This is a genomic window from Bacillus cereus G9842 (assembly GCF_000021305.1).
Lineage (GTDB): Bacteria > Bacillota > Bacilli > Bacillales > Bacillaceae_G > Bacillus_A > Bacillus_A thuringiensis_S.
In genome coordinates, this window is record NC_011772.1 from 344,008 (window position 1) to 365,014 (window position 21,007).

Sequence of the window (21,007 nt, forward strand, 5' to 3'; positions counted from 1 at the left end):
TATTCATAGTGAGAGGATTTGAATTTGAAATGATAGATAATTTTTGGCGTGAATTACCACGACCATTTTTCGTACTTGCACCAATGGAAGATGTGACAGACGTTGTTTTCCGTCACGTAGTAAGTGAGGCTGGTCGTCCAGATGTATTCTTTACAGAGTTCACAAACTCAGATAGCTATTGTCATCCAGAAGGTATGAAAAGTGTACGTGGTCGTTTAATTTTTACAGAAGATGAACAGCCAATGGTGGCACATATTTGGGGAGATAATCCTGAATATTTCCGTCAAATGAGTATTGGTATGGCAGAGTTAGGATTTAAAGGCATTGATATTAATATGGGCTGCCCTGTACCGAATGTAGCATCAAGAGGAAAAGGTAGTGGTCTTATTCTACGTCCAGACGTTGCAGCAGAACTTATCCAAGCAGCAAAAGCGGGCGGACTACCTGTCAGCGTAAAAACAAGACTTGGCTTTAAAGAGTTAAGCGAGTGGGAAGATTGGTTAACGCACATTTTCAAACAAGATATTGCGAACCTTTCTATTCATTTACGCACAAGAGAAGAAATGAGCCAAGTAGATGCGCATTGGGAACTAATTCCGGAAATTAAAAAATTACGTGACCGTATCGCACCAAATACGTTAATAACAATAAATGGAGACATCCTTGATCGTAAAATGGGACTGGAACTTGCTGAAAAATACGGCATTGATGGCGTAATGATCGGACGAGGCATCTTCAAAAATCCATTTGCTTTTGAAAAAGAGCCAAGAGAGCATAGCAGTAAAGAACATCTAGATCTTTTAAGACTACAACTTGATCTTCAAGATCAATATGCAGAAGTACTGCCACGCTCAATCACAGGACTTCACCGCTTCTTCAAAATTTATGTGAAGGGCTTCCCAGGAGCTGCGGAATTGAGAAATCAATTGATGAGTACGAAATCGACCAATGAGGTGCGTGCTTTGTTGGATAAGTTTGAGGATAGTGTTGGTGTTGCTCAGGATAGTGAGACGGTTTAACTTTTAAGCAGTTAAATCATGTATGACATGAGTGAGTTGAAAATAAGCGTAGAGCTGGAAAAGAACAGTGTATTTGAGAAATCAAAGCACTGTTTTTTTCTTTTAGTTAATGTTAAGAGAGAAATCTTTTTAAAGGCATATAAAAAACACGTAAGAGCTCTGTAGATACAATGATAGAGAAAAGTTCGGGTAAGACTATAAAACATATCTTTAAAATGTTAAAGTATTAATTTAGCGGACAATAACTAAAAGGTTAGATTTAAACATGATAATTTAAAGCACGTTATAGGATAAACTTTAACTGCTGAATAAATAATCAACATTTCAGGAGGAAACCCAATGGCAATGAGCAACAACGATATATTAAAAAGAGTACGATACGCTTTAGATATAAGAGATATAGATATGGTGGAAATCTTTAAACTCGGCGGGATGGAAGTAACGAAAGAAGACGTAGTTGATATGCTTACAAAAATAAAGAGAGCTCCTCAGCATGAAGCTGAAGATGCGGATGTAATCGAAGATGAGTACGTAAAAACATGCGATATGATGATGTTAGAGGCATTTTTCAATGGATTTATTACTTTAAAAAGAGGAAAGCAAGATCCGAAACCAGGGCAGCCTGCACCTGTACAGAGTAAGGAGAGTGCCAATAACCTTCTTCTAAAGAAAATGAAAATCGCACTATCTTTAACGAGTGAGGATGTACTTGATATATTAGATAGCGTAGGCGTTACGGTAACAAAAGGAGAGTTAGGCGCTCTATTAAGAAAAAAAGGTCATAAAAATTACAAAGAGTGCGGCGATAGATACGCAAGGAATTTCATTAAGGGATTAGGTGTAAAGTATAGAGGATAATGAGTTCGTTAAAGCAGTAAATGATATAATAGGTAGAGTAGGACGTTTGTATCCTACTCTTTTTTATTTGTAAAATAATACGCTAGGTGATGAAATGGTACATACATATTTAGGTGAGACAATTAATTTTCATATAACTTATAAGAAGAAAAAGTCCGTGCGTCTTTTTGTAGATTCGTATGGAAATGTGGAAGTGCAGGCTCCGAAAGGGACACCTGTTGAATACTTAGTCCAGTTGCTAGAGGAGAAGTGGGATTGGATTCAGACAACTCGTAAGGAAATGGCGGAGCGAGCGCATGGACCACAGGAAAAGGATTATGATCAAGGAGAGGGCTTTTTGTATTTAGGGAATACGTATCCGATACAGATTTCCCAAGATGCAAGCATTGAGCAAGACAATGCGATTTTTGAAGGGGATAAGTTACATATTTATGTAAAAGAGCTAAAGGATGAGAAAATACAGCAAGCTTTAAAACGATTTTACTATAAGCAGTGTAAATCTTTAGTAGAGAAGAGTATTAAAGCGCATCAAAGTAATTTCAAAACAAAACCACGTTCTATTCGTATTACAGATAGTAGTCGTACTTGAGGTACTTGCGATTCGAATTTACAACTAACATTCAATTGGAAGCTAGCAATGGCACCACAGCGAGTAATTGACTATGTAGTCGTTCATGAAATGTGTCATATGGTTCATTTAAATCATGATCGCTCTTTTTGGCGTCTTGTCGGGAAGATAATGCCTGATTATAAGGAAATGGAGAACTGGTTAGCTTTATCTAGTTGGAAGATGACGGTTTAGGAAGGGATATCAATTTTTGTCGGTAAATCGATATTTCTTGTCGAATCGTTGATATATTGTAAGTTTTGATAGATATATTTTAAAAATCGTTGATATATTGTGAGTTTTGATAGATATATTCGAAAAATCGTTGATATAATTTCATTTACTACAGGATTGTTCAACAAATCGAAAAGAGGAGATGCCACAAGGGACATCTCCTCTTTTCGAGTATATAGATTATCGTCCAAACTTCACAACAAATTCTTCATCAACTTTCTCCATCTCATACCCACGATACCCCTCCGAAAGCAAAGCCTGCTGTCCACTAGCATCACTCATTAGAATACTTTGAACATCCGTCCAATCTCTTTCATTATCTCCGCGCAATTTCTTCACAAAAACATACCGCAGACTATCACCATATTTTTCCTTCAACACAGCAATCTCCATCCCTTGCGCAAATTTATCCTTCAAACTCGGGATGTTAAAAGGAGCAACGGTGCAGCATACATAATCATATTTGCTATCTTCTTTTTGCAATTCGTCCATGATGACGTTTGCTAATATTTTTTGCATACCATTTCCTCGGCAGTTCGGATGAACGTTTGAGATTTCTTGATAGATGACGCGGTGTAGTTCACTTTCTGGCAAACCAATATCAAGCCCTAAATGTTCATCATCGATAGGCGGGACGAGTAGAGCGCGAAATGCGATGAGTTCGTTTTCGATAAAAGAACCGATCATCATGCCGTTTCCTTTTAGAATGTATTGAAATTCTTCTTGTGAGAGTGGTTGTAAACGACTTTTATCTTCTAGTGCTTCAACTACAATGTTTTGTAGTGATAAAATTTGTTCGATGTGCTCTAGTGATAGTAATGTAACGTGAAATGATTCGTTATTTTGTTTTAATGTTCCTTCGTATAGAACCGTCATATGATAGTCCTCCTTTAGCGTACAACGTCTTGAAAGACGGTTAGTTCTTGTAGTGTATCTTCGTTTATTTCAATGCCGAGTCCCGGCTTTTCGTTTAAGCGAATGAATGGTACATCGTAATGTAAGTTTCCAATGTCTTTCGTGAATTTTAATGGTCCTGTTAGCTCTACGCTCGTAATGATTTTCTTTGAGAAAGCGACATGGAATCCTGCGGAAGAGGCAACAGAGGATTCGACCATTGATCCCACTTGGCATTCAATGCCGGCCATTTCAGCTTGATGAGCGAGCTTTACAGCTGGATATATGCCGCCGCATTTCATTAGTTTTATATTCACTTTATCGGCAGCTTCTAATTTAATAATTTGGCGCATTTCACGAGAACTTTTTAGTCCTTCATCAATCATAAGCGGGAGATCTGTTTTAGAACGAATATGAGCCATGGCATCAATATCGTCCGCGATAACAGGTTGTTCAATCCAGTCAATGTTTAAATGTCCTAATGAACGCAGTGCTGTTAATGTGTTCGCGCTATTTTTCCAGCCTTGGTTTACATCAATGCGAATAGCGATGTCATTTCCTACACGTTCTCGTACAGCTTCAATACGTTTCACATCTTCTTTTACATTCGTACCAACTTTCATTTTGAAAGATTGGTAACCTTTTTGAATCATAGAAGCAGCTTCTTCAGCCATATCTTCAGGATCGGCAATACTTAAAACGTGAGTGACAGGGAATTCTTCATGATAGCGCCCACCAATTAATTGATATACAGGTTGATTTAGTTTTTTGCCCATTATATCAAAACAAGCAATATCAATTGCGGCTTTCGCTGTTGGAACACCGTAAATTGTATTGTCCATCATGTCGTGTATTTTTTCGATATTCATTGGATTTTTCCCGATTAGAGCAGGGGTTAGCGTATGTTTTAAAGTATGGAAAGTACTTTCCCATGATTCACCTGTGACGTGATCATCAGCAACGCCTTCACCGTAACCGATAATACCTTCATCTGTTTCCATTTTGACGATAATAGAGGGCATATCAGAATAAGAGCCATAACTAATAACAAACGGACTGCGAAGCGGTAAACGAATTGCGTAAAGATGAATAGCTGTAATTTTCATTGAATAGAAACTCCTTCCTGTTTTACAATAGTTTTATACATTTGATATAGTTGACGTTAAATAGTCGTTAATTAATGATAAGGAGTTAGAGAAAATGATGATAAAAATTGCAGTTGTCGGTTCAAAGGAGTTTATGGATAACCTTTTTCCTATTGCTCAAAAATTAGAAGGAATAGAAATTGATTCCTATATTTACCTTCATCCGGCAGAATCTTCTGAACTATTAAAGTGTCTAAAGCCTTGTGATGTCATCTTTTTCTCAGGTGCTTTACCTTATTATATGGCAAAAGAAGTAAGAGAACAATTACGAATTCCAAGTACATACTTACAGCAAGACGAGACAACTGTCGCATCTTCCATTCTTTCTATCATGTATCATCAAAGTATTCAACCACATAACATTTCCATCGATTTAGTAGACCGCTCGTTTATTACAAATGTGTTCCATGATATCGGTATAAAAGAAAGTCCGCAAGTGTTGGATTATGAAAATATGCTGTGGAGTAAAGATGAAATAAATAGAGTTATCGATTTTCATGTAGCTAAATATCAATCTGGAGAAGCTCATTTAGCTTTAACTAGTATTCACGCTGTTTACGACGAGCTTCAAAAAATGGGTGTTCCTTCAGAGCGTATGATTGATCCAACACAATCCATTATACATGGGCTAAAAGATGCAAAAATAAAAGCTGAGTTAGCAAAAAGCTATTCAGCTACTGTTGGTACTTGTATTATTTCGTCCTTAGAATTACGAACGAGTTTGCTTGAAAAACTAGATGTCATTTCAAAAGAACTACGTGGTTCATTTAAACAAGTGGATGAAATGACATGCATTTTGTATACAACTCGTGGTGATATCGAATCAATTATTAAAACAAATGCGATAGATAACTTGTTTGCGAGTGTAGAAGGAACGATAGCTATTGGATTTGGTTATGGAAAAACCGTGAAAGAAGCGGAGCAAAATGCAAAAATTGCTCAAAGTTTTGCAAAGAATAATCCAATAGATCGTTGTTTTTATATACTAACAAGTGATAAAGATTTGTTTGGTCCATTCCCGAAAGAACAGAGAGTACAAAGTTTGAAAAATGATAATCCGGAACTAATGAAAATAGCGAAGGAAACGAAGCTTAGTCCGGCCAACTTGTCAAAAATTATTCAATTTAGTCAATCGCATCCGTCATTGAAATTTACAGCAGCTGACCTTTCTGAGTACTTACAAGTGACTCGAAGATCGACAGAAAGGTTGTTAAAGAAATTAGTTGATTACGGGTATGCTCATATTTGCGGCGAGGAAATGCCCTATCAACAAGGGCGACCTCGCGCACTATATGAACTGAATTTACCGCTATTTTTAAGCTTCTAGTTGAGCTTTTTGTTTCTTTAGCAGTTCTGCTTTTTCAATGTCTGATAGTTTTACAATTGTGAAACCTGTTATACCATAAATGATTGAGATAATAGGTACGATGAAATTCAAAATAGCATAAGGAGCATATTCAAATGCACCTACGCCAAGTGTAGCGAGAATAAATACACCGCACGTATTCCAAGGAACGAAGACAGAAGTTAATGTTCCGCCATCTTCTAATGCTCTGGATAAGTTTTTTGAATGTAGTCCTTTTTCTGTGTATGCATTTGCGTACATTCTTGAAGGGACAACAATTGAAATATATTGTTCAGAGCAAGTAAGGTTTGTTGCAAAACAAGATGCGATAGTAGAAGCGATAAGCCCTTTTGCTGATTTCGCTAACTTTAAAATTTGATTTACAATTGAGCGAAGAATACCTGTATGTTCTAATACTCCTCCGAAAGTCATAGCGACAATTGTCATAGAGACTGTATTCATCATCGAATCTAAGCCACCGCGGTTAAATAGTTCGTCTACTAGCTTGTTTCCAGTGTCTATAACAAATCCAGCTTGGAGTGCACCGACAGATGCTGAGACAGAACCACCTTGAATAAAGACTTGTGATAAGAATCCTAAAATAATACCGACGAGAATGGCTGGTATGGCAGGAACCTTTTTAGCGACCAATACCATAACGGCTACGGGTATAATGAGTAGGAAAGGTGAGATAACAAAGTTTTGTTGCAATACTTGTAACGTTTGATCGATGCTCTTCGCATCAATATTGTTAGCGCCGAAGCTTCTTCCTAAGACCGCGTATACGATAAGAGTAATAATTAAACCGGGAACTGTAGTAAATAACATATGACGAATGTGTGCGAATAAATCTGTATTTGTTAATCCTGCGGCTAAGTTAGTTGTATCTGAAAGCGGTGACATTTTATCGCCAAAATAAGAGCCTGAAATAATGGCACCAGCAACCATTGGAGCTGGAATTCCCATACTTAGGCCAATTCCCATTCCAGCAACACCAATTGTACCCATTGTATACCAAGAGCTACCAATCGCTAATGCAACGATAGAACAAATGACAGTAATGGAAACTAAAAATAGTGATGGAGTTAAAAGTTTTAAACCGTAATAAATCATCGTTGCGACAATTCCACCGCCAATCCAAGCACCAATTGTTAAGCCAACAAGAATAATAATGACGATAGCGGGTAATGCAAGACGAATCCCTTTATACATTGCTTCTTCAAGATCATTCCATTTGTAACCGTAACGCCAAGCGACAATAGAAGCAACGGTTGTACCGATAATAAGTGGAACGTGAGGGCTTTGTTTTAATACAACAATTGTAACCATCATAACTGCAACGGTAATGATAATAGGGATAATCGCTATTCCAAAAGGTATTTCTTTTTTCATAAAGTTCCTCCTTGTTACGTATGTTTGTTTGTATTTTTAGAATTGTCGTAAAATAGACGTTTATTAGGTTATGATAACTAAAAGTTTATGTAAGCGTCAATATAAAAATCAGAAAATAATGAATGTTATAGTTGTTTGTTTAGTTTGTAATATAGATGCGTAGTAAGCTTTTGAAGTATCTAAAAATAAATAATTGACTTTTTTCTTAAAATTCAATATGTTCATAAAAACATCTGTTTTTCATAAGTATAATTAACCTGATGGTTTATAATTTGGGAAGGAGACTGGAACGTTGAAAACATTAGAACTACAAGAGCGCTTAACGGAGATTTTTCAGCATTTACACGAAAACCCTGAAGTAAGTTGGAAAGAATATGAAACGACAGCGTATATTACTGACTTTTTAAAAGAAGAAGGAATTTCATATAGAACATTTGATGATTGTCCAGGTGTAATTGCTGAGATTGGAGGCGGGAATCCAGTTATTGCGATTCGTGCTGATATGGATGCACTTTGGCAAGAAGTAGATGGAGAATTTAAAGCGAACCATTCATGTGGTCATGATGCTCATATGACCATTGTAATGGGAGTTATTTTACAATTGAAAAATATGAGATGGAAAAGTGGTACGGTTAGGTTTATTTTTCAGCCGGCAGAAGAGAAGGGTAATGGTGCTTTGAAGATGGTGGAGAAAGGTGCTGTAGATGATGCTGATTTCTTATTTGGTGTCCATCTAAGACCGATTGAAGAACTATCTTTGAAACAAGCAGCCTCATCTATTCGCCATGGAGCAGCTGGATTTTTAGAGGGGATGATTCATGGGGAGGATGCACACGGGGCGAGACCACACCAAGGTGTGAATGCAATTGATGTCATTTCCATGATTAATATCGGTTTGAAAAATATTTGGTTGCCACCGCAAAGTTCCTATTCAGTAAAAATGACGAGATGCCAAGCTGGTGGCGATAATTTAAATATCATTCCGGGAAATGGTCATTTCAGTTTAGATGTAAGAGCAGAGAGTAATATACTATTAGAAGAATTAAAGGAAAAGATTGAGCATGTAATAGAATCAGCTGCATCGATGGGGTCGAAAACTTCATATGAATGGATGGATCTTGCACCAGGAGCAGAGGTTTCCGAAGAAGCAGAGCGCTTTATGCGTAAAGGTATTATCGAAGTGTATGGGGAAGAGAGATGTACGGGACCTCTCTATACGACAGGAAGCGATGATTTCCATTATTACACAGTGAAAAGACCACATTTAAAAGCTGTCATGCTTGGACTAGGAGCAGACCTACAACCTGGATTACACCATCCGTATATGAGGTTTGATCATAGTTGTATTATGGATGGAGTAGAAATATTGAAACAAACTGTATTGAAAGTGTTAGAAGACAGGGGCTAGAGAGCTCCTGTTTTTTTGTCGTGGATTGTCGGTAAATCGATATATTTGAAAAATCGTTGATATATTTGAAGTTACGATAGATATATTAAGAAAATCGTTAATATAATTTCACGTACCTATTAATTTGATTAAAAATGAATCTCCAGTACATGGTGTATAATAATAAGTACCATTTTTTAATAGGAGAAAACGAATGAACGAACAATATTACGATGCAGTTTTACATATAAAAACAGTCGGTGAGCAAAAGGGGTTTAACAAGTCTATGCATTATCACCGCTATGAACCGACGCCCTATAGCGGATTAGATGAGTTACTGAATCAATATGAAATACGAAGTAGCGACCGAATTGTAGACTTTGGGTGCGGAAAAGGAAGATTAAACTTTTATATGCATCATAAATGTGGTGCATCAGCAGTTGGAATTGAAATGAATGAAGAGTTTTATAAAGAAGCGATGGATAATCGAGATCGTTATGCACGAAAGACACGAAACAGTAAGGGGAAAATCCAGTTCCAATGTTGTTTAGCGCAGGAATATGAGATTGATCCGCATGATAATAGGTTTTATTTTTTTAATCCATTTTCTGTACAAGTGTTTATGAATGTAGTAAATAACATTTTGCTTTCGGTAGAAGAAACGGGGAGAGAAGTGGATATTATTTTATATTATCCTTCTGAGGACTATATTTTCTTCTTAGAAAATCAGACTGCGTTTGAGCTGAAGAAAGAAGTTAGATTGCCAGGTGCTTATGAGAAGAATGGGAATGAGAGGTTTTTAGTTTATACATTAAGGTAAAAAAAACAGGTGCTAAGGCACCTGTTTTTTTATTAGTTACGAATTAAGTAATCAAATGCACCTAAAGCTGCGTTTGCACCTGAACCCATAGAGATGATGATTTGTTTGTACGGATTATTTGTACAGTCACCTGCAGCAAACACTCCTGGTACGTTTGTAGCGCCGTGCTTGTCTGTTACGATTTCACCGCGAGCGCGTTCAACTGTTTCGCCTAACCAGTCTGTGTTTGGCACAAGACCGATTTGTACGAATACACCTTGTAATTCAACGTGATGAACTTCTTCAGTTTCACGATCGATGTAAGAAATACCGTTTACTTTATCAGTACCAGTAATTTCTTTCGTTTGAACGTTTTTCAGAACAGTTACGTTTGGTAAGCTGTTAAGACGCTCTTGTAATACAGCATCAGCTTTTAATTCTGGCATGAATTCAAGAACAGTTACGTGCTTAACAATACCTGCTAAGTCGATAGCTGCTTCAATACCAGAGTTACCTCCGCCGATAACTGCTACGTCTTTTCCAGTGAATAATGGACCGTCACAGTGTGGGCAGTATGCTACACCTTTATTTTTGAACTCAGCTTCACCCGGTACGCCAACGTTACGCCAGCGAGCACCTGTTGAAACGATTACGCTCTTACTTTTCAGAATAGCGCCGTTTTCAAGTTCCACTTCAATAAGTTCTTTTTTCTCTAAACGTTTCGCACGTTGTAGATTCATTACATCGATATCGTATTCTTTTACGTGCTCTTCAAGACTTGCTACTAGCTTAGGACCTTCAGTCTTTTTTACGCTGATGAAGTTCTCAATGCCCATAGTATCCATTACTTGACCACCGAAGCGCTCAGCAACGATACCAGTGCGGATGCCTTTACGTGCTGCGTAAATTGCTGCACTTGCACCAGCAGGGCCGCCACCAACAACAAGAACATCGTATGGATCTTTATCAGAAAGCTCTGATGCATCTGGACCGTTACCCATTTTAGCTAAAATTTCTTCAAGTGTCATACGACCGCTTCCGAAAGATTCGCCGTTTAGGTAAACAGTTGGTACTGCCATGATGTCTTTGCTTTCTACTTCCTCTTTGAATGCAGCGCCATCAATCATAGTATGTGTAATACTAGAGTTAAGAACGCTCATTACGTTAAGAGCTTGTACAACATCAGGACAGTTATGACAACTTAGGCTGATATAAGATTCAAAATGATATTCGCCTTGAATGTTTTTAATTTGATCGATTAATTTCTGTTCAACTTTTGGAGCGCGTCCACTTACTTGTAGTAAAGCTAACACTAATGATGTAAATTCGTGTCCTAATGGAATACCAGCGAATACGACACCAGTGTCTTCACCAGGGCGGTTTACGCTAAAGCTTGGTGTTCTCTCTAATTCAACTTTTTCTACTGTAATCTTAGATGACATAGTAGCTAATTCGTCTACTAGAGCTAACATATCTTTAGATACGTTATCGTCTCCTGCGCTTACTTTAAGTAAAATATCGTTCTCCATTAACTGAAGGTATTGGGATAGTTGTGTTTTTATATCTGCATCTAGTATCATTTTGATCGAACTCCTTAGATTTTGCCTACAAGGTCAAGGCTTGGTTTAAGTGTTGCAGAACCCTCTTGCCATTTAGCTGGGCAAACTTCACCTGGGTTGTTACGTACGTATTGAGCAGCTTTAATTTTGTTAACAAGAATGCTTGCGTCACGGCCGATACCGTCAGCATTGATTTCCATAGATTGGATAACGCCGTCTGGATCGATGATGAATGTACCACGAGCAGCAAGACCTTCTTCTTCCATTAAAACGTTGAAGTTTGTAGTGATTGTTCGAGTTGGGTCACCGATCATGATGTACTCGATTTTGCCGATAGTTTCTGAGCTATCATGCCATGCTTTGTGAGTGAAGTGAGTGTCTGTAGATACAGAGTATACTTCAACGCCTAAGTCTTTTAGAGTTGCATATTGGTTTTGTAAGTCTTCAAGTTCAGTTGGGCAAACGAATGTGAAGTCAGCTGGGTAGAAACAAACTACACTCCATTTTCCTTTTAAACTTTCGTCAGTAACTTGGATAAATTCTCCATTATGGTAAGCATTAGCTTTAAACGGTTTTACTTCTGTGCCGATTAATAACATGTTAAAATTCCTCCTAAATGTTGGTTTGAGCATCAAAAAATAGTGTGCTCATAAAATATATTTTTTAATTAACTATAATAATTCTAATTCGATATTAATTATCATATAGAATTGGTTATTTTGTCAAGCGAATAAACCAACTTTATTCCAATTTAATTAATATTTATTCTCAATTAAGGCTATCAGGGAATAGAAAGGTAATTTTAAGTCTATAAATTTTAGATGAGTGTTTGAAAAGTTTAGTGTGTATGTTAGAGATAGTGTGTAAGTTTAATTTTTTAGGAAGGAAATATTTCTTAGAAGTTGTGGTTTTGAAAAGGAACTGCTTACTTCTATTTTACAAAGAATTTTGTGATAAATAAAATAAAATGAATCGGAAATTTTTTGAACAATTTTTGTCATCTCAAATATATAATTAGGAAGTATATTAAGATGATAGTTAGAAACATTGACTCAAAGTGCTAACAAGATATAATAAAACCTAGATATATCTTTCAAAAAGAAGAATACATATTTATAGGATGAAAAAATTCAACCTATTATTTTTTATAGCTTTTAGAAAACGCTTACAATTAGTGTGGAGGGGAAACCATGTCTAAGTTCACGAAGTATTTTTTAATGGAAGCTAAAGATGTGATTGCATATGTGAAAGAGAAATTGTCTAAGTTTGAACATGCAAAGGAGTTACAGTGTAAAGAAATAGGTGATGGCAATTTAAATTATGTGTTCCGCGTTTGGGATGAAAAAGAGAACATGTCAGTCATCGTAAAGCAAGCTGGGGATACAGCTCGCATTTCAGATGAGTTTAAGTTGTCGACAAACCGTATTCGTATAGAATCAGATGTTTTGCAGTTAGAGGATGAGTTAGCACCCGGACTTGTTCCTAAGGTGTATTTATTTGATAGTGTGATGAATTGTTGCGTAATGGAAGATTTATCGGATCACACAATATTACGTACAGCACTTATAAATCATCAAATATTTCCGAGGCTTGCGGATGATTTAACTACTTTTATGGTAAATACACTTTTATTAACATCGGATGTTGTAATGAATCATAAAGAGAAGAAGGAACTTGTGAAGAATTATATAAATCCTGAATTATGTGAGATTACAGAGGACCTCGTATATTCAGAACCATTTACCAATCATAATAAGCGTAATGAGTTATTTCCGTTAAATGAGGGATGGATTAGGGAACATATTTATAGTGATAAAGAGCTTCGTATGGAAGTAGCGAAACGTAAATTTTCTTTTATGACGAATGCACAGGCATTACTTCATGGTGATTTACATACTGGTTCTGTTTTTGTAAGAGATGATTCTACAAAGGTTATTGATCCTGAGTTTGCTTTTTATGGACCTATGGGATATGACGTTGGGAATGTAATGGCGAATTTAATGTTTGCTTGGGTGAATGCAGATGCAACGATGCCACCTGGAGCGGAGAAAGATACGTATATGGATTGGTTACAAACTACGATGGTAGAGGTAATTGATTTATTTAAGAAGAAGTTTTTAGATGCTTGGGATATTCATGTGACCGAGATTATGGCGAAGGAAGAAGGCTTTAGCGAAGTATATTTACAATCTGTATTAGAGGATACGGCTGCAGTGACAGGTCTGGAATTAATTCGCCGTATTGTTGGATTAGCGAAAGTAAAAGATATTACTTGTATTGAGAATGAGGAAGCACGTGCTAGAGCGGAGCGAATTTGTCTTCAAGTAGCGAAGAGTTTTATTTTACGAGCGAATCAATATAGAACGGGTACACGTTTTGTAGAAACGTTAAAAGAACAGTCAATGCACTACGCGAAGTAAGGGGAGAATATGATGGAAGAGCAATTAATACCCATTCAGTGGAAAGATGATGCTTTAGTTTTATTAGATCAAACATTATTACCGAATGAGGTTGTCTATGAATCTTTCAAGACAGCTGAAAGTGTGTGGGATGCCATTCAAGTAATGAAAGTACGAGGAGCACCAGCAATTGGTGTTTCGGCAGCGTACGGTGTGTATTTAGGAACAAAGGAAGTTATTCAAAGTAAGATGGAAGACTTTATAGAGGAAGTCAAAAAGGTATGTGCATATTTGGCAACATCAAGGCCAACGGCAGTAAACTTATTCTGGGCACTTGAAAGAATGGAAGCGGTAGCGACAGAGAACGCGCACTTATCAATCGTCCAGTTGAAAGACAGATTACTAGAAGAGGCAAAAGAGATTCATAGAGAAGATGAAGAAATTAATCGTCAAATTGGAGAGCATGCATTAACATTATTCCATGATGAAATGGGAGTATTAACACATTGCAATGCTGGTGCGTTAGCGACGACTAAGTATGGTACTGCGACAGCACCAATGTACTTAGCGAAAGAAAAAGGATGGGACTTAAAAATCTATTCAGATGAAACTCGTCCTAGGTTACAAGGTTCAACGTTAACAGCATTAGAACTACAGCGAGCGGGAATTGATGTTACTGTCATTACGGATAATATGGCAGCTATGGTCATGTCACAAGGAAAAATCGATGCTGTAATCGTTGGATGTGACCGCGTGGCAGCAAACGGTGATGTAGCAAATAAAATTGGCACATTAGGCGTATCTATTTTAGCTAAATACTACAACATTCCGTTTTATGTAGCAGCGCCAACACCAACAATCGACTTAAAAACACCGACAGGAAAAGAAATTCCGATTGAAGAAAGGGATGCTTCTGAAGTGATTAATCGTTTCGGACAATATTCAGCTCCGAAAGAAAGTAAAGTATATAATCCAGCATTTGATGTTACTCCATATGAAAATGTAACAGCGATTATTACAGAAAAAGGGATTGTAAAGGCACCGTTTACGGAGAATTTAAAAAAGCTATTTCAATAAATAGATAAATATAAAAGTCAGTCATCATAAGCTTCATACTTAGGGGGATGTATATGTTATTACAAAAAGAAAGAGAAGAAATTGTAGCGTATGGAAAGAAAATGATCTCTAGTGGTTTAACAAAGGGGACTGGGGGTAATATTAGTATTTTCAATCGCGAACAAGGTCTTGTTGCGATTAGTCCAAGTGGTTTAGAGTATTATGAAACAAAACCTGAAGATGTAGTTATATTAAACTTAGATGGTGAAGTGGTAGAGGGAGAGAGAAAGCCATCAAGCGAACTAGATATGCATCTTATTTATTATAGAAATCGTGAAGATATAAATGCGCTTGTGCATACACATTCTCCTTACGCAAAGACGATTGCGTCATTAGGATGGGAGCTTCCTGCTGTTTCATATTTAATTGCTTTCGCAGGCCCGAATGTTCGCTGTGCACCGTATGAAACATTTGGTACGAAGCAATTAGCGGATGCTGCTTTTGAAGGCATGATTGATCGTCGTGCTGTGCTACTTGCAAATCACGGTTTAATTGCTGGTGCAAATAATATAAAAATGGCGTTTACTGTTGCAGAAGAGATTGAGTTTTGTGCTCAAATTTATTATCAAACGAAAAGCGTCGGAGAACCGAAGCTTTTGCCAGAAGATGAGATGGAGAATTTGGCGAAGAAGTTTGAAGGGTATGGGCAGCAGTAGAATGAAACAAAAACACCCTCAAGAAAAGATCTTGAGGGTGTTTTTTACGCTTTCTTAAGCAACAAATACATAAAGTAAGGAGCCCCAATTAAAGCAACGACAATACCTGCTGGGATGCCGTTAGGTTCAACGATGTTTCGGCCAATTGTATCTGCTAATAGCAATAGCCATCCGCCGATTAAAACGGCAATAGGCATGAAAATTTGATGTCTTGGACCTACTAAAGATTTCGCGATATGAGGAGCCATTAGTCCGATAAAGCTAATTCCTCCTGTTACGGAAACAGCTGCAGCTGCAAGCGCAACGGCTGCAACTAATAAGTATCTGCGTTCTTTTTCAATTTCAATTCCAACACCGATTGCGACTGGCTCGTTTAATGCTAGAATGTTTAATCGATTTGCTTTATAGAAAACGAACGGAATTAATACGATTAACCATGGGAGCATTGCTAAAACGAAGACCCAGTCATCTCCCCAAATGTTTCCGGCAATCCACTTGGCGATAAAGTCCACTTTCATACGATCAGCGGATGAAATAAGGACAATCATCATTCCAGATAGTGCAAATGAAAAACCAATACCGGTTAATGTTAGTCGGATTGGCTGAAGCCCAGTTGATTTACTAAATGAAAATACGTAAATTAGAACAGCTGTCAGAAAAGCCCCGATAAATCCAACGACTGGTAGTAAGTAAAGAAATGAACCTACATCTATTGGAAAGTATAAAAAGAAAATAGCAACAGCAACACCGGCCCCAGAGTTGATCCCGAGAATACCAGGTTCAGCTAAATCATTTCGAGTAATTCCTTGGAATATAGCCCCTGATAAAGCGAGAGCCATACCAGCTAATAATGTAATCACAATTCTAGGTAGTCTTAAAGAGTATAAAACAAACTCCTCTTTAAAAGTCCCTTGTCCCATTAATGTTGGGAGTAGTCGATCATAAGATAAAGATGCTGAACCAAGTCCCATTCCAACTACAATGGTGGTGATGGTCAGTATTAGTAAAGCGAGTATAATAAGACGTTGTTTTCTTAGAATAGATTGCATCATGAGAATGTTTTTCCTCCTTTACGTACAATGAATAGGAAGAATGGTAACCCTACAATCGCGACAATTGCCGCAACTGGTGTTTCGTACGGAGCGTTAATAGTACGTCCGATTGTATCTGCAAGTAGCATAAAGGAAGCTCCAGCAATTGCTGACATCGGTATAACAAATCGGTAATCTGGACCGACAATTGGGCGTACCATGTGAGGTACCATTAAACCGATAAATGCCATATTTCCAACAAGCGCTACAGATGCACCTGCAAGTAAGATAATAATGATAAATAAAATAGTTTTAATAACAATAATTTTTTGACCAAGTCCAATAGCCACTTCCTCACTGAAACTAAGAACTGTTAATTTTTTTGCTAGTAAGATAGCGATAAAGATACTAATTGAAATGACTGGAATAATAATTTTTAATTGGCTCCAAGTTGTTCCAATTACGCCCCCAGCAGTCCAAAGTGATACATCTTGTGAAATTTTAAAATAAATGCCGATTCCTTCTGAAATTGCGAGTAGAAATGCGGAAACTGCAGCGCCCGCTAATACAATTCGAAGAGGAGAAAGGCCGCCTTTTTTCACCATACCAATTCCAAATACCATGATTGCGCCAATTGCCGCACCGATAAAGCAAGCTAATGTTAAGTAAAGATAGCTGATGGAAGGATTGAAAGCAAGTGTCAGTGCAAGCGCAGCATTTGCTCCACCAGATAGCCCTAATAAACCAGGATCTGCAAGTGGATTTCGTGTTAATCCTTGCATAATCGCTCCAGAAACGGCTAATCCAGCTCCTACAAAAATAGCAGCAACTTCACGTGGTAAACGTATTTCTCGAATAATAGATATTTTGTCTCCTTTAGCGGAGGAAGTGAGTGCTAACCATACATCTTTTATCGAAGTATCTGCAGCACCTAATACCATTGCAACCATAAAAATAAGAAAGAATGCAATTAAGCTTAAAATTAGTTTGTATGTAAAAGCTATAGAACGTGGATTTTCATGATCTTTTGTCATTCGTTTCACATCTTTTCTGTTCATAGAATAAAGGAAGAGGAATTCTTAAATTAAGAATTCCTCATGTTTGTATTATTTACCAAGAAAGTTCTTCTTGAAGAAGTCTAGTTGGAAATCTAATGTAAGTGGATCATTGAAATAGAATTCCATCATGTTTGCTTCATATACGCGATTATTTTTTACTGCTGGGATGTTTTTATATGATTCTGTCTCTTGGAATGAGTTATCAGTCTCTTTATTTTTACTTACGATTAAGTAATCACCAGCAAATTCCGGTAATACCTCAGTAGATAATGCGTAGTAACCTTCTTTTAATGCTTTTTCTTTTACTTTTTCAGGCATTTTTAATTTCATTTCTTGGTACAGGATTTCTGTTCCGCGGCCCCAGTTCTCGCCGTATACATAAAGCTGTTTGTTGAAGTTTTCTACAACAGAAACTGTTGCATCTTCACCGATTTTTGCTTTAATTTCTTTACCAGCTTCTTGTGCACGTTTCTTGAAGTCATCAACCCAAGTTTTTGCTTCTTTTTCTTTGTTTAATAACTTACCAATTTCTAAATGCTGTGTTAAGTAATCAACTTTTCCGTAAGTGTATGTTACAGTAGGAGCGATTTTCTTTAACTTATCGACATTTTTAATATTTGATAAACCGATGATTAAATCTGGATTTAGTTCAGCGATTTTTTCAACATTTTCATCTGATACTTCAGCAACATCTTTAAGTTTGCTATCAAAACGTGGGTTTTGTTTAGACCATGAATCTACCCCAACAAGATTTACATCTAATGACATTACGTTACCAGCGAATGATGATAATACAACAACGCGTTTTGGATTTGCAGGAACTTCTACTTTACCATTTTCAGATTGGTATGTAATTGTTTCTGATTTACTACCTTTTGCATCGTTCTTTTTGTCTGTAGAGCCATTGCTACAAGCACTCATAACAAGAACGAAAAGAACTGTTAGTGAAATAAATAACTTTTTCATCGTCTTTCTCCTTTAACATAGATGATATGTGTATACAATAATTTGTTTAACTGTAATCTTTTTGAAAGAGTAGTGGTAATGCAAAATAATTTATTAAAAATCTTGAATATGAGATTTTATAATATAGTATTAACCATATTAATGAAAGAAGATGTAATCTCAATTTGCTAATTATTAACAAATTGATAATGATTATCACTATTGATTCTTTAAATAATATAATTTTATATAGGTGTATTGTCAATAGTAATTTTGATTGTAAATTTTGCGGAAACAGGTTATATTTTATTGAGAATGATAATCAATGACTAGTAGCTGAGGAGTGACACGAATGAATCAAGAAGAATTGTTTGATGTAACTGTGATAGGCGGAGGACCTGCAGGGCTTTATTCAGCTTTTTATAGTGGACTCAGAGAGATGAAAACGAAAATAATAGAATTTCAACCACAGTTAGGTGGAAAAATACATGTTTATCCAGAGAAGATGATTTGGGATGTAGGAGGGCTGCTGCCAGTTACAGGTGATAAATTAATTGAACAACTTGTACAGCAAGGGCTAACATTTAAGCCAGAAGTGGTATTAAATACAAAAGTAGAATCGATTATTCGTAACGAAGATGGCACTTTTACGTTAAAAGCAAGCAATGGCGAAGAACATTTTTCAAAAACAGTTATCGTCGCAACTGGAAGTGGTATATTGAAACCTCAAAAGCTATCAATTGAAGGTGCTGAGCGATTTGAAGTATCTAATTTAAATTATACAGTGAAATCTTTAAAGCGTTTCAAAGGTAAGACGGTCATTATTTCCGGCGGAGGAAATTCTGCGGTTGATTGGGCAAATGAATTAGAACCAATTGCGAAAAAAGTGTATGTAACATATAGAAAAGAAGAATTATCTGGTCATGAAGCACAAGTAAAACAACTGCTGAACAGCTCGGCGGAGTGTTTCTTTAATACATCGATTACAAAACTCATTGCTGGTGATAATCATGAAGCGATCGAATATGTAGAATTGACAAATCATGAAACAGGTGAGGTTTCTCATTTACCTATTGATGAAGTTATTATTAATCATGGATATGAACGTGACATTACATTATTAGAAAATAGTGAGTTAGACGTTGCGATTATAGATAATTATTATATTGCAGGTAATGCAAATAGTGAGTCTTCAGTAGATGGATTATATGCTGCTGGAGATATTTTAAAGCACGAAGGGAAACTACACTTAATTGCAGGTGCATTCCAAGATGCTGGAAATGCTGTGAATAAAGCAAAGCAATTTATCCAACCAGATGCAAGTGAGTACGGAATGGTTTCTTCTCATAATGAAGTATTTAAGAAGAGAAATCGAGAACTGATTAAACAGATGATGAAATAATAAGGAACAAGTATACCCCCACATACTTCTCTATTCAAATGGATGAGAGATGTACGTGGGGGTTTTCCTGTTTACTATATTTTCAATCATTATAATGACACCGGTTTCATCAGTTCATATGATATGAACATTTTATTGGTAAAGCATCCTAGAAAACAATTTAGCTATGTTTTGCTTACGCAGAACATGGCTAAATTACGCTGTCCCTTTAGCGCGTTCATTAGGAAATGGCATATTTAGTATAGAAGCAATATATTGTTTTCCATGTTTTCGAGCCAATGATTCTAATATTTGACGGACGCGTTTTGTAAGATGGCCTTGTTTTTTGATGGCTTCACAATATGCGTCATAGAAAGCATATTTAGCCCAAAGGAAATCATCTTGTTGGAATAAGAAATGATTTTTGTACCATTCACCAATTGTATGATAACAATTGTTTTCATGTATTGCTGTGCTTTGAGAAAGAAAACGATCAGATAAAGATACATTCAAATGAGAAATTGTGTTTTCTGTTTCAACTTGTAGTGTTTTTTCTAACATTGTAATGATGTGACGAGTAGCCATATGTTAACTCTCCTTTGTGTAAATGGGTAATACCATTCTATATTTAAAAAATTCTTACTATATAATACTATACAATATATGGAATGCATCTACCTGCTTTTTGAACTGCATTTACAAAATCTTTTTTATTTGTTTACAAAAATAAAGTAAAGTAAGATACAGTATAGATGAAAAAATAATAAAGGAATGAACGCATTGTATATAACAGTAGAAGAGACTGCGGAGTATTTGAATTTACCGAAATCGTATATTGAAGAGTTAATTCAGCAAAAGAAAATTCGTGCGCTATTCGATGGAGAGCAATATTTAGTAAATAAAGAACAATTCAATACACATTTAGAACAAATGGAGAAATATAAGCAGTTAGTGGAAGAAATATTAAATGAACCAATTCCAGAAGATATGGATGTTAAAGACGAAGACTAAACTTTGGGAAATCCCGTATGAAGATATGCAGAAATGTATCTTCATACGGGATTTTTGTTTAAATGTATCAAAATCCTAATGGGCACGCAGAATTTCTTATATTTTTGATAGGTAGTAGTCTACCATGTTAAAAGCATATTTTTTTCTAGCTAGGACAAACATAGAGAACGT

At 36.5% G+C, this 21,007-nt stretch carries 19 protein-coding genes and 1 pseudogene; 11 read left to right on the forward strand and 9 right to left on the reverse strand.

Annotated features, from left to right (window positions below; all coding sequences use genetic code 11):
- The first annotated feature begins 29 nt into the window (after positions 1-29).
- From BCG9842_RS01795 to BCG9842_RS01805, 3 genes and pseudogenes are all read left to right on the forward strand, one after another.
- Positions 30-1,019: a tRNA dihydrouridine synthase gene (locus tag BCG9842_RS01795; RefSeq protein WP_000566714.1), complete on the forward strand. Its 990-nt coding sequence runs from the start codon at positions 30-32 to the stop codon at positions 1,017-1,019.
- Positions 1,020-1,358: 339 nt separating this feature from the next.
- On the forward strand, positions 1,359-1,877 hold the full coding sequence (locus BCG9842_RS01800) for a DUF1456 family protein (protein WP_001251723.1): 519 nt from the start codon (positions 1,359-1,361) through the stop codon (positions 1,875-1,877).
- A 94-nt stretch (positions 1,878-1,971) separates the two neighbouring features.
- Positions 1,972-2,679: pseudogene (locus tag BCG9842_RS01805) on the forward strand (M48 family metallopeptidase).
- 219 nt (positions 2,680-2,898) lie between these two features.
- Here BCG9842_RS01805 and BCG9842_RS01810 read toward each other — a convergent pair.
- Positions 2,899-3,594: a hypothetical protein gene (locus tag BCG9842_RS01810; protein WP_000217559.1), complete on the reverse strand. Its 696-nt coding sequence runs from the start codon at positions 3,592-3,594 to the stop codon at positions 2,899-2,901.
- Positions 3,595-3,608: 14 nt separating this feature from the next.
- Positions 3,609-4,718 (reverse strand): mandelate racemase/muconate lactonizing enzyme family protein, encoded by a 1,110-nt coding sequence (locus BCG9842_RS01815; protein ID WP_000704500.1) that lies wholly within the window; start codon positions 4,716-4,718, stop codon positions 3,609-3,611.
- 94 nt (positions 4,719-4,812) lie between these two features.
- On the opposite strand from BCG9842_RS01815, the gene BCG9842_RS01820 reads away from it, so the two are divergent.
- Positions 4,813-6,084 carry a hypothetical protein gene (locus tag BCG9842_RS01820; RefSeq protein ID WP_000972801.1) on the forward strand — a complete coding sequence of 424 codons (1,272 nt, stop codon included), beginning with the start codon at positions 4,813-4,815 and terminating at the stop codon, positions 6,082-6,084.
- On the opposite strand, the gene nhaC is transcribed toward BCG9842_RS01820, so the two are convergent.
- Entirely contained in the window at positions 6,073-7,494 is a 1,422-nt protein-coding gene (gene nhaC, locus BCG9842_RS01825) for a Na+/H+ antiporter NhaC (protein ID WP_000711517.1), read from the reverse strand. The two genes, BCG9842_RS01820 and nhaC, sit on opposite strands and share 12 nt — an antisense overlap.
- A 292-nt stretch (positions 7,495-7,786) precedes the next feature.
- Between nhaC and BCG9842_RS01830 the strand changes: the two genes are divergently transcribed.
- Both BCG9842_RS01830 and BCG9842_RS01835 read left to right on the forward strand, forming a co-directional pair.
- Positions 7,787-8,902 (forward strand): M20 peptidase aminoacylase family protein, encoded by a 1,116-nt coding sequence (locus BCG9842_RS01830; protein WP_000853508.1) that lies wholly within the window; start codon positions 7,787-7,789, stop codon positions 8,900-8,902.
- Between the two features lie 193 nt (positions 8,903-9,095).
- Positions 9,096-9,701, forward strand: a complete 606-nt coding sequence (locus BCG9842_RS01835) for an SAM-dependent methyltransferase (protein ID WP_001005634.1) — start codon at positions 9,096-9,098, stop codon at positions 9,699-9,701.
- 32 nt (positions 9,702-9,733) lie between these two features.
- On the opposite strand, the gene ahpF is transcribed toward BCG9842_RS01835, so the two are convergent.
- Positions 9,734-11,260 carry an alkyl hydroperoxide reductase subunit F gene (ahpF, locus tag BCG9842_RS01840; RefSeq protein WP_000599506.1) on the reverse strand — a complete coding sequence of 509 codons (1,527 nt, stop codon included), beginning with the start codon at positions 11,258-11,260 and terminating at the stop codon, positions 9,734-9,736.
- A 14-nt stretch (positions 11,261-11,274) separates the two neighbouring features.
- A complete protein-coding gene (ahpC, locus tag BCG9842_RS01845) occupies positions 11,275-11,838 on the reverse strand; it encodes an alkyl hydroperoxide reductase subunit C (protein ID WP_000924420.1) in 564 nt (187 codons plus the stop codon).
- Positions 11,839-12,429: 591 nt separating this feature from the next.
- Here ahpC and mtnK point away from each other — a divergent pair.
- The 3 genes from mtnK to BCG9842_RS01860 are packed head-to-tail and all read left to right on the forward strand — an operon-like array spanning position 12,430 to position 15,410.
- A complete protein-coding gene (mtnK, locus tag BCG9842_RS01850; RefSeq protein WP_000033215.1) occupies positions 12,430-13,659 on the forward strand; it encodes an S-methyl-5-thioribose kinase in 1,230 nt (409 codons plus the stop codon).
- Positions 13,660-13,671: 12 nt separating this feature from the next.
- Entirely contained in the window at positions 13,672-14,715 is a 1,044-nt protein-coding gene (gene mtnA / locus BCG9842_RS01855; RefSeq protein ID WP_000392488.1) for an S-methyl-5-thioribose-1-phosphate isomerase, read from the forward strand.
- Between the two features lie 53 nt (positions 14,716-14,768).
- Positions 14,769-15,410, forward strand: a complete 642-nt coding sequence (locus tag BCG9842_RS01860) for an L-fuculose-phosphate aldolase (RefSeq protein WP_000926560.1) — start codon at positions 14,769-14,771, stop codon at positions 15,408-15,410.
- 44 nt (positions 15,411-15,454) lie between these two features.
- Here the strand turns inward: BCG9842_RS01860 and BCG9842_RS01865 are convergent, their stop codons facing one another.
- From BCG9842_RS01865 to BCG9842_RS01875, 3 genes are read right to left on the reverse strand one after another with little or no spacing between them, the layout of a single operon-like run.
- Positions 15,455-16,462 carry a FecCD family ABC transporter permease gene (locus tag BCG9842_RS01865; RefSeq protein WP_000983740.1) on the reverse strand — a complete coding sequence of 336 codons (1,008 nt, stop codon included), beginning with the start codon at positions 16,460-16,462 and terminating at the stop codon, positions 15,455-15,457.
- Positions 16,459-17,499, reverse strand: coding sequence for a FecCD family ABC transporter permease (locus BCG9842_RS01870; protein ID WP_002153558.1), 1,041 nt, complete (start codon positions 17,497-17,499; stop codon positions 16,459-16,461). The genes BCG9842_RS01865 and BCG9842_RS01870 overlap by 4 nt, the downstream gene beginning before the upstream one ends.
- Positions 17,500-17,547: 48 nt before the next feature.
- A complete protein-coding gene (locus BCG9842_RS01875) occupies positions 17,548-18,465 on the reverse strand; it encodes an iron-hydroxamate ABC transporter substrate-binding protein (RefSeq protein ID WP_000732570.1) in 918 nt (305 codons plus the stop codon).
- A 331-nt stretch (positions 18,466-18,796) separates the two neighbouring features.
- Between BCG9842_RS01875 and BCG9842_RS01880 the strand changes: the two genes are divergently transcribed.
- Positions 18,797-19,846 carry an NAD(P)/FAD-dependent oxidoreductase gene (locus BCG9842_RS01880; RefSeq protein ID WP_001070938.1) on the forward strand — a complete coding sequence of 350 codons (1,050 nt, stop codon included), beginning with the start codon at positions 18,797-18,799 and terminating at the stop codon, positions 19,844-19,846.
- 195 nt (positions 19,847-20,041) lie between these two features.
- On the opposite strand, the gene BCG9842_RS01885 is transcribed toward BCG9842_RS01880, so the two are convergent.
- Positions 20,042-20,410 (reverse strand): hypothetical protein, encoded by a 369-nt coding sequence (locus tag BCG9842_RS01885; protein ID WP_000235474.1) that lies wholly within the window; start codon positions 20,408-20,410, stop codon positions 20,042-20,044.
- A 186-nt stretch (positions 20,411-20,596) separates the two neighbouring features.
- On the opposite strand from BCG9842_RS01885, the gene BCG9842_RS01890 reads away from it, so the two are divergent.
- The gene (locus BCG9842_RS01890; protein WP_001998970.1) at positions 20,597-20,836 is read left to right on the forward strand and encodes a helix-turn-helix domain-containing protein; all 240 of its coding nucleotides are present in this window, start codon (positions 20,597-20,599) and stop codon (positions 20,834-20,836) included.
- Positions 20,837-21,007 lie beyond the last annotated feature (171 nt).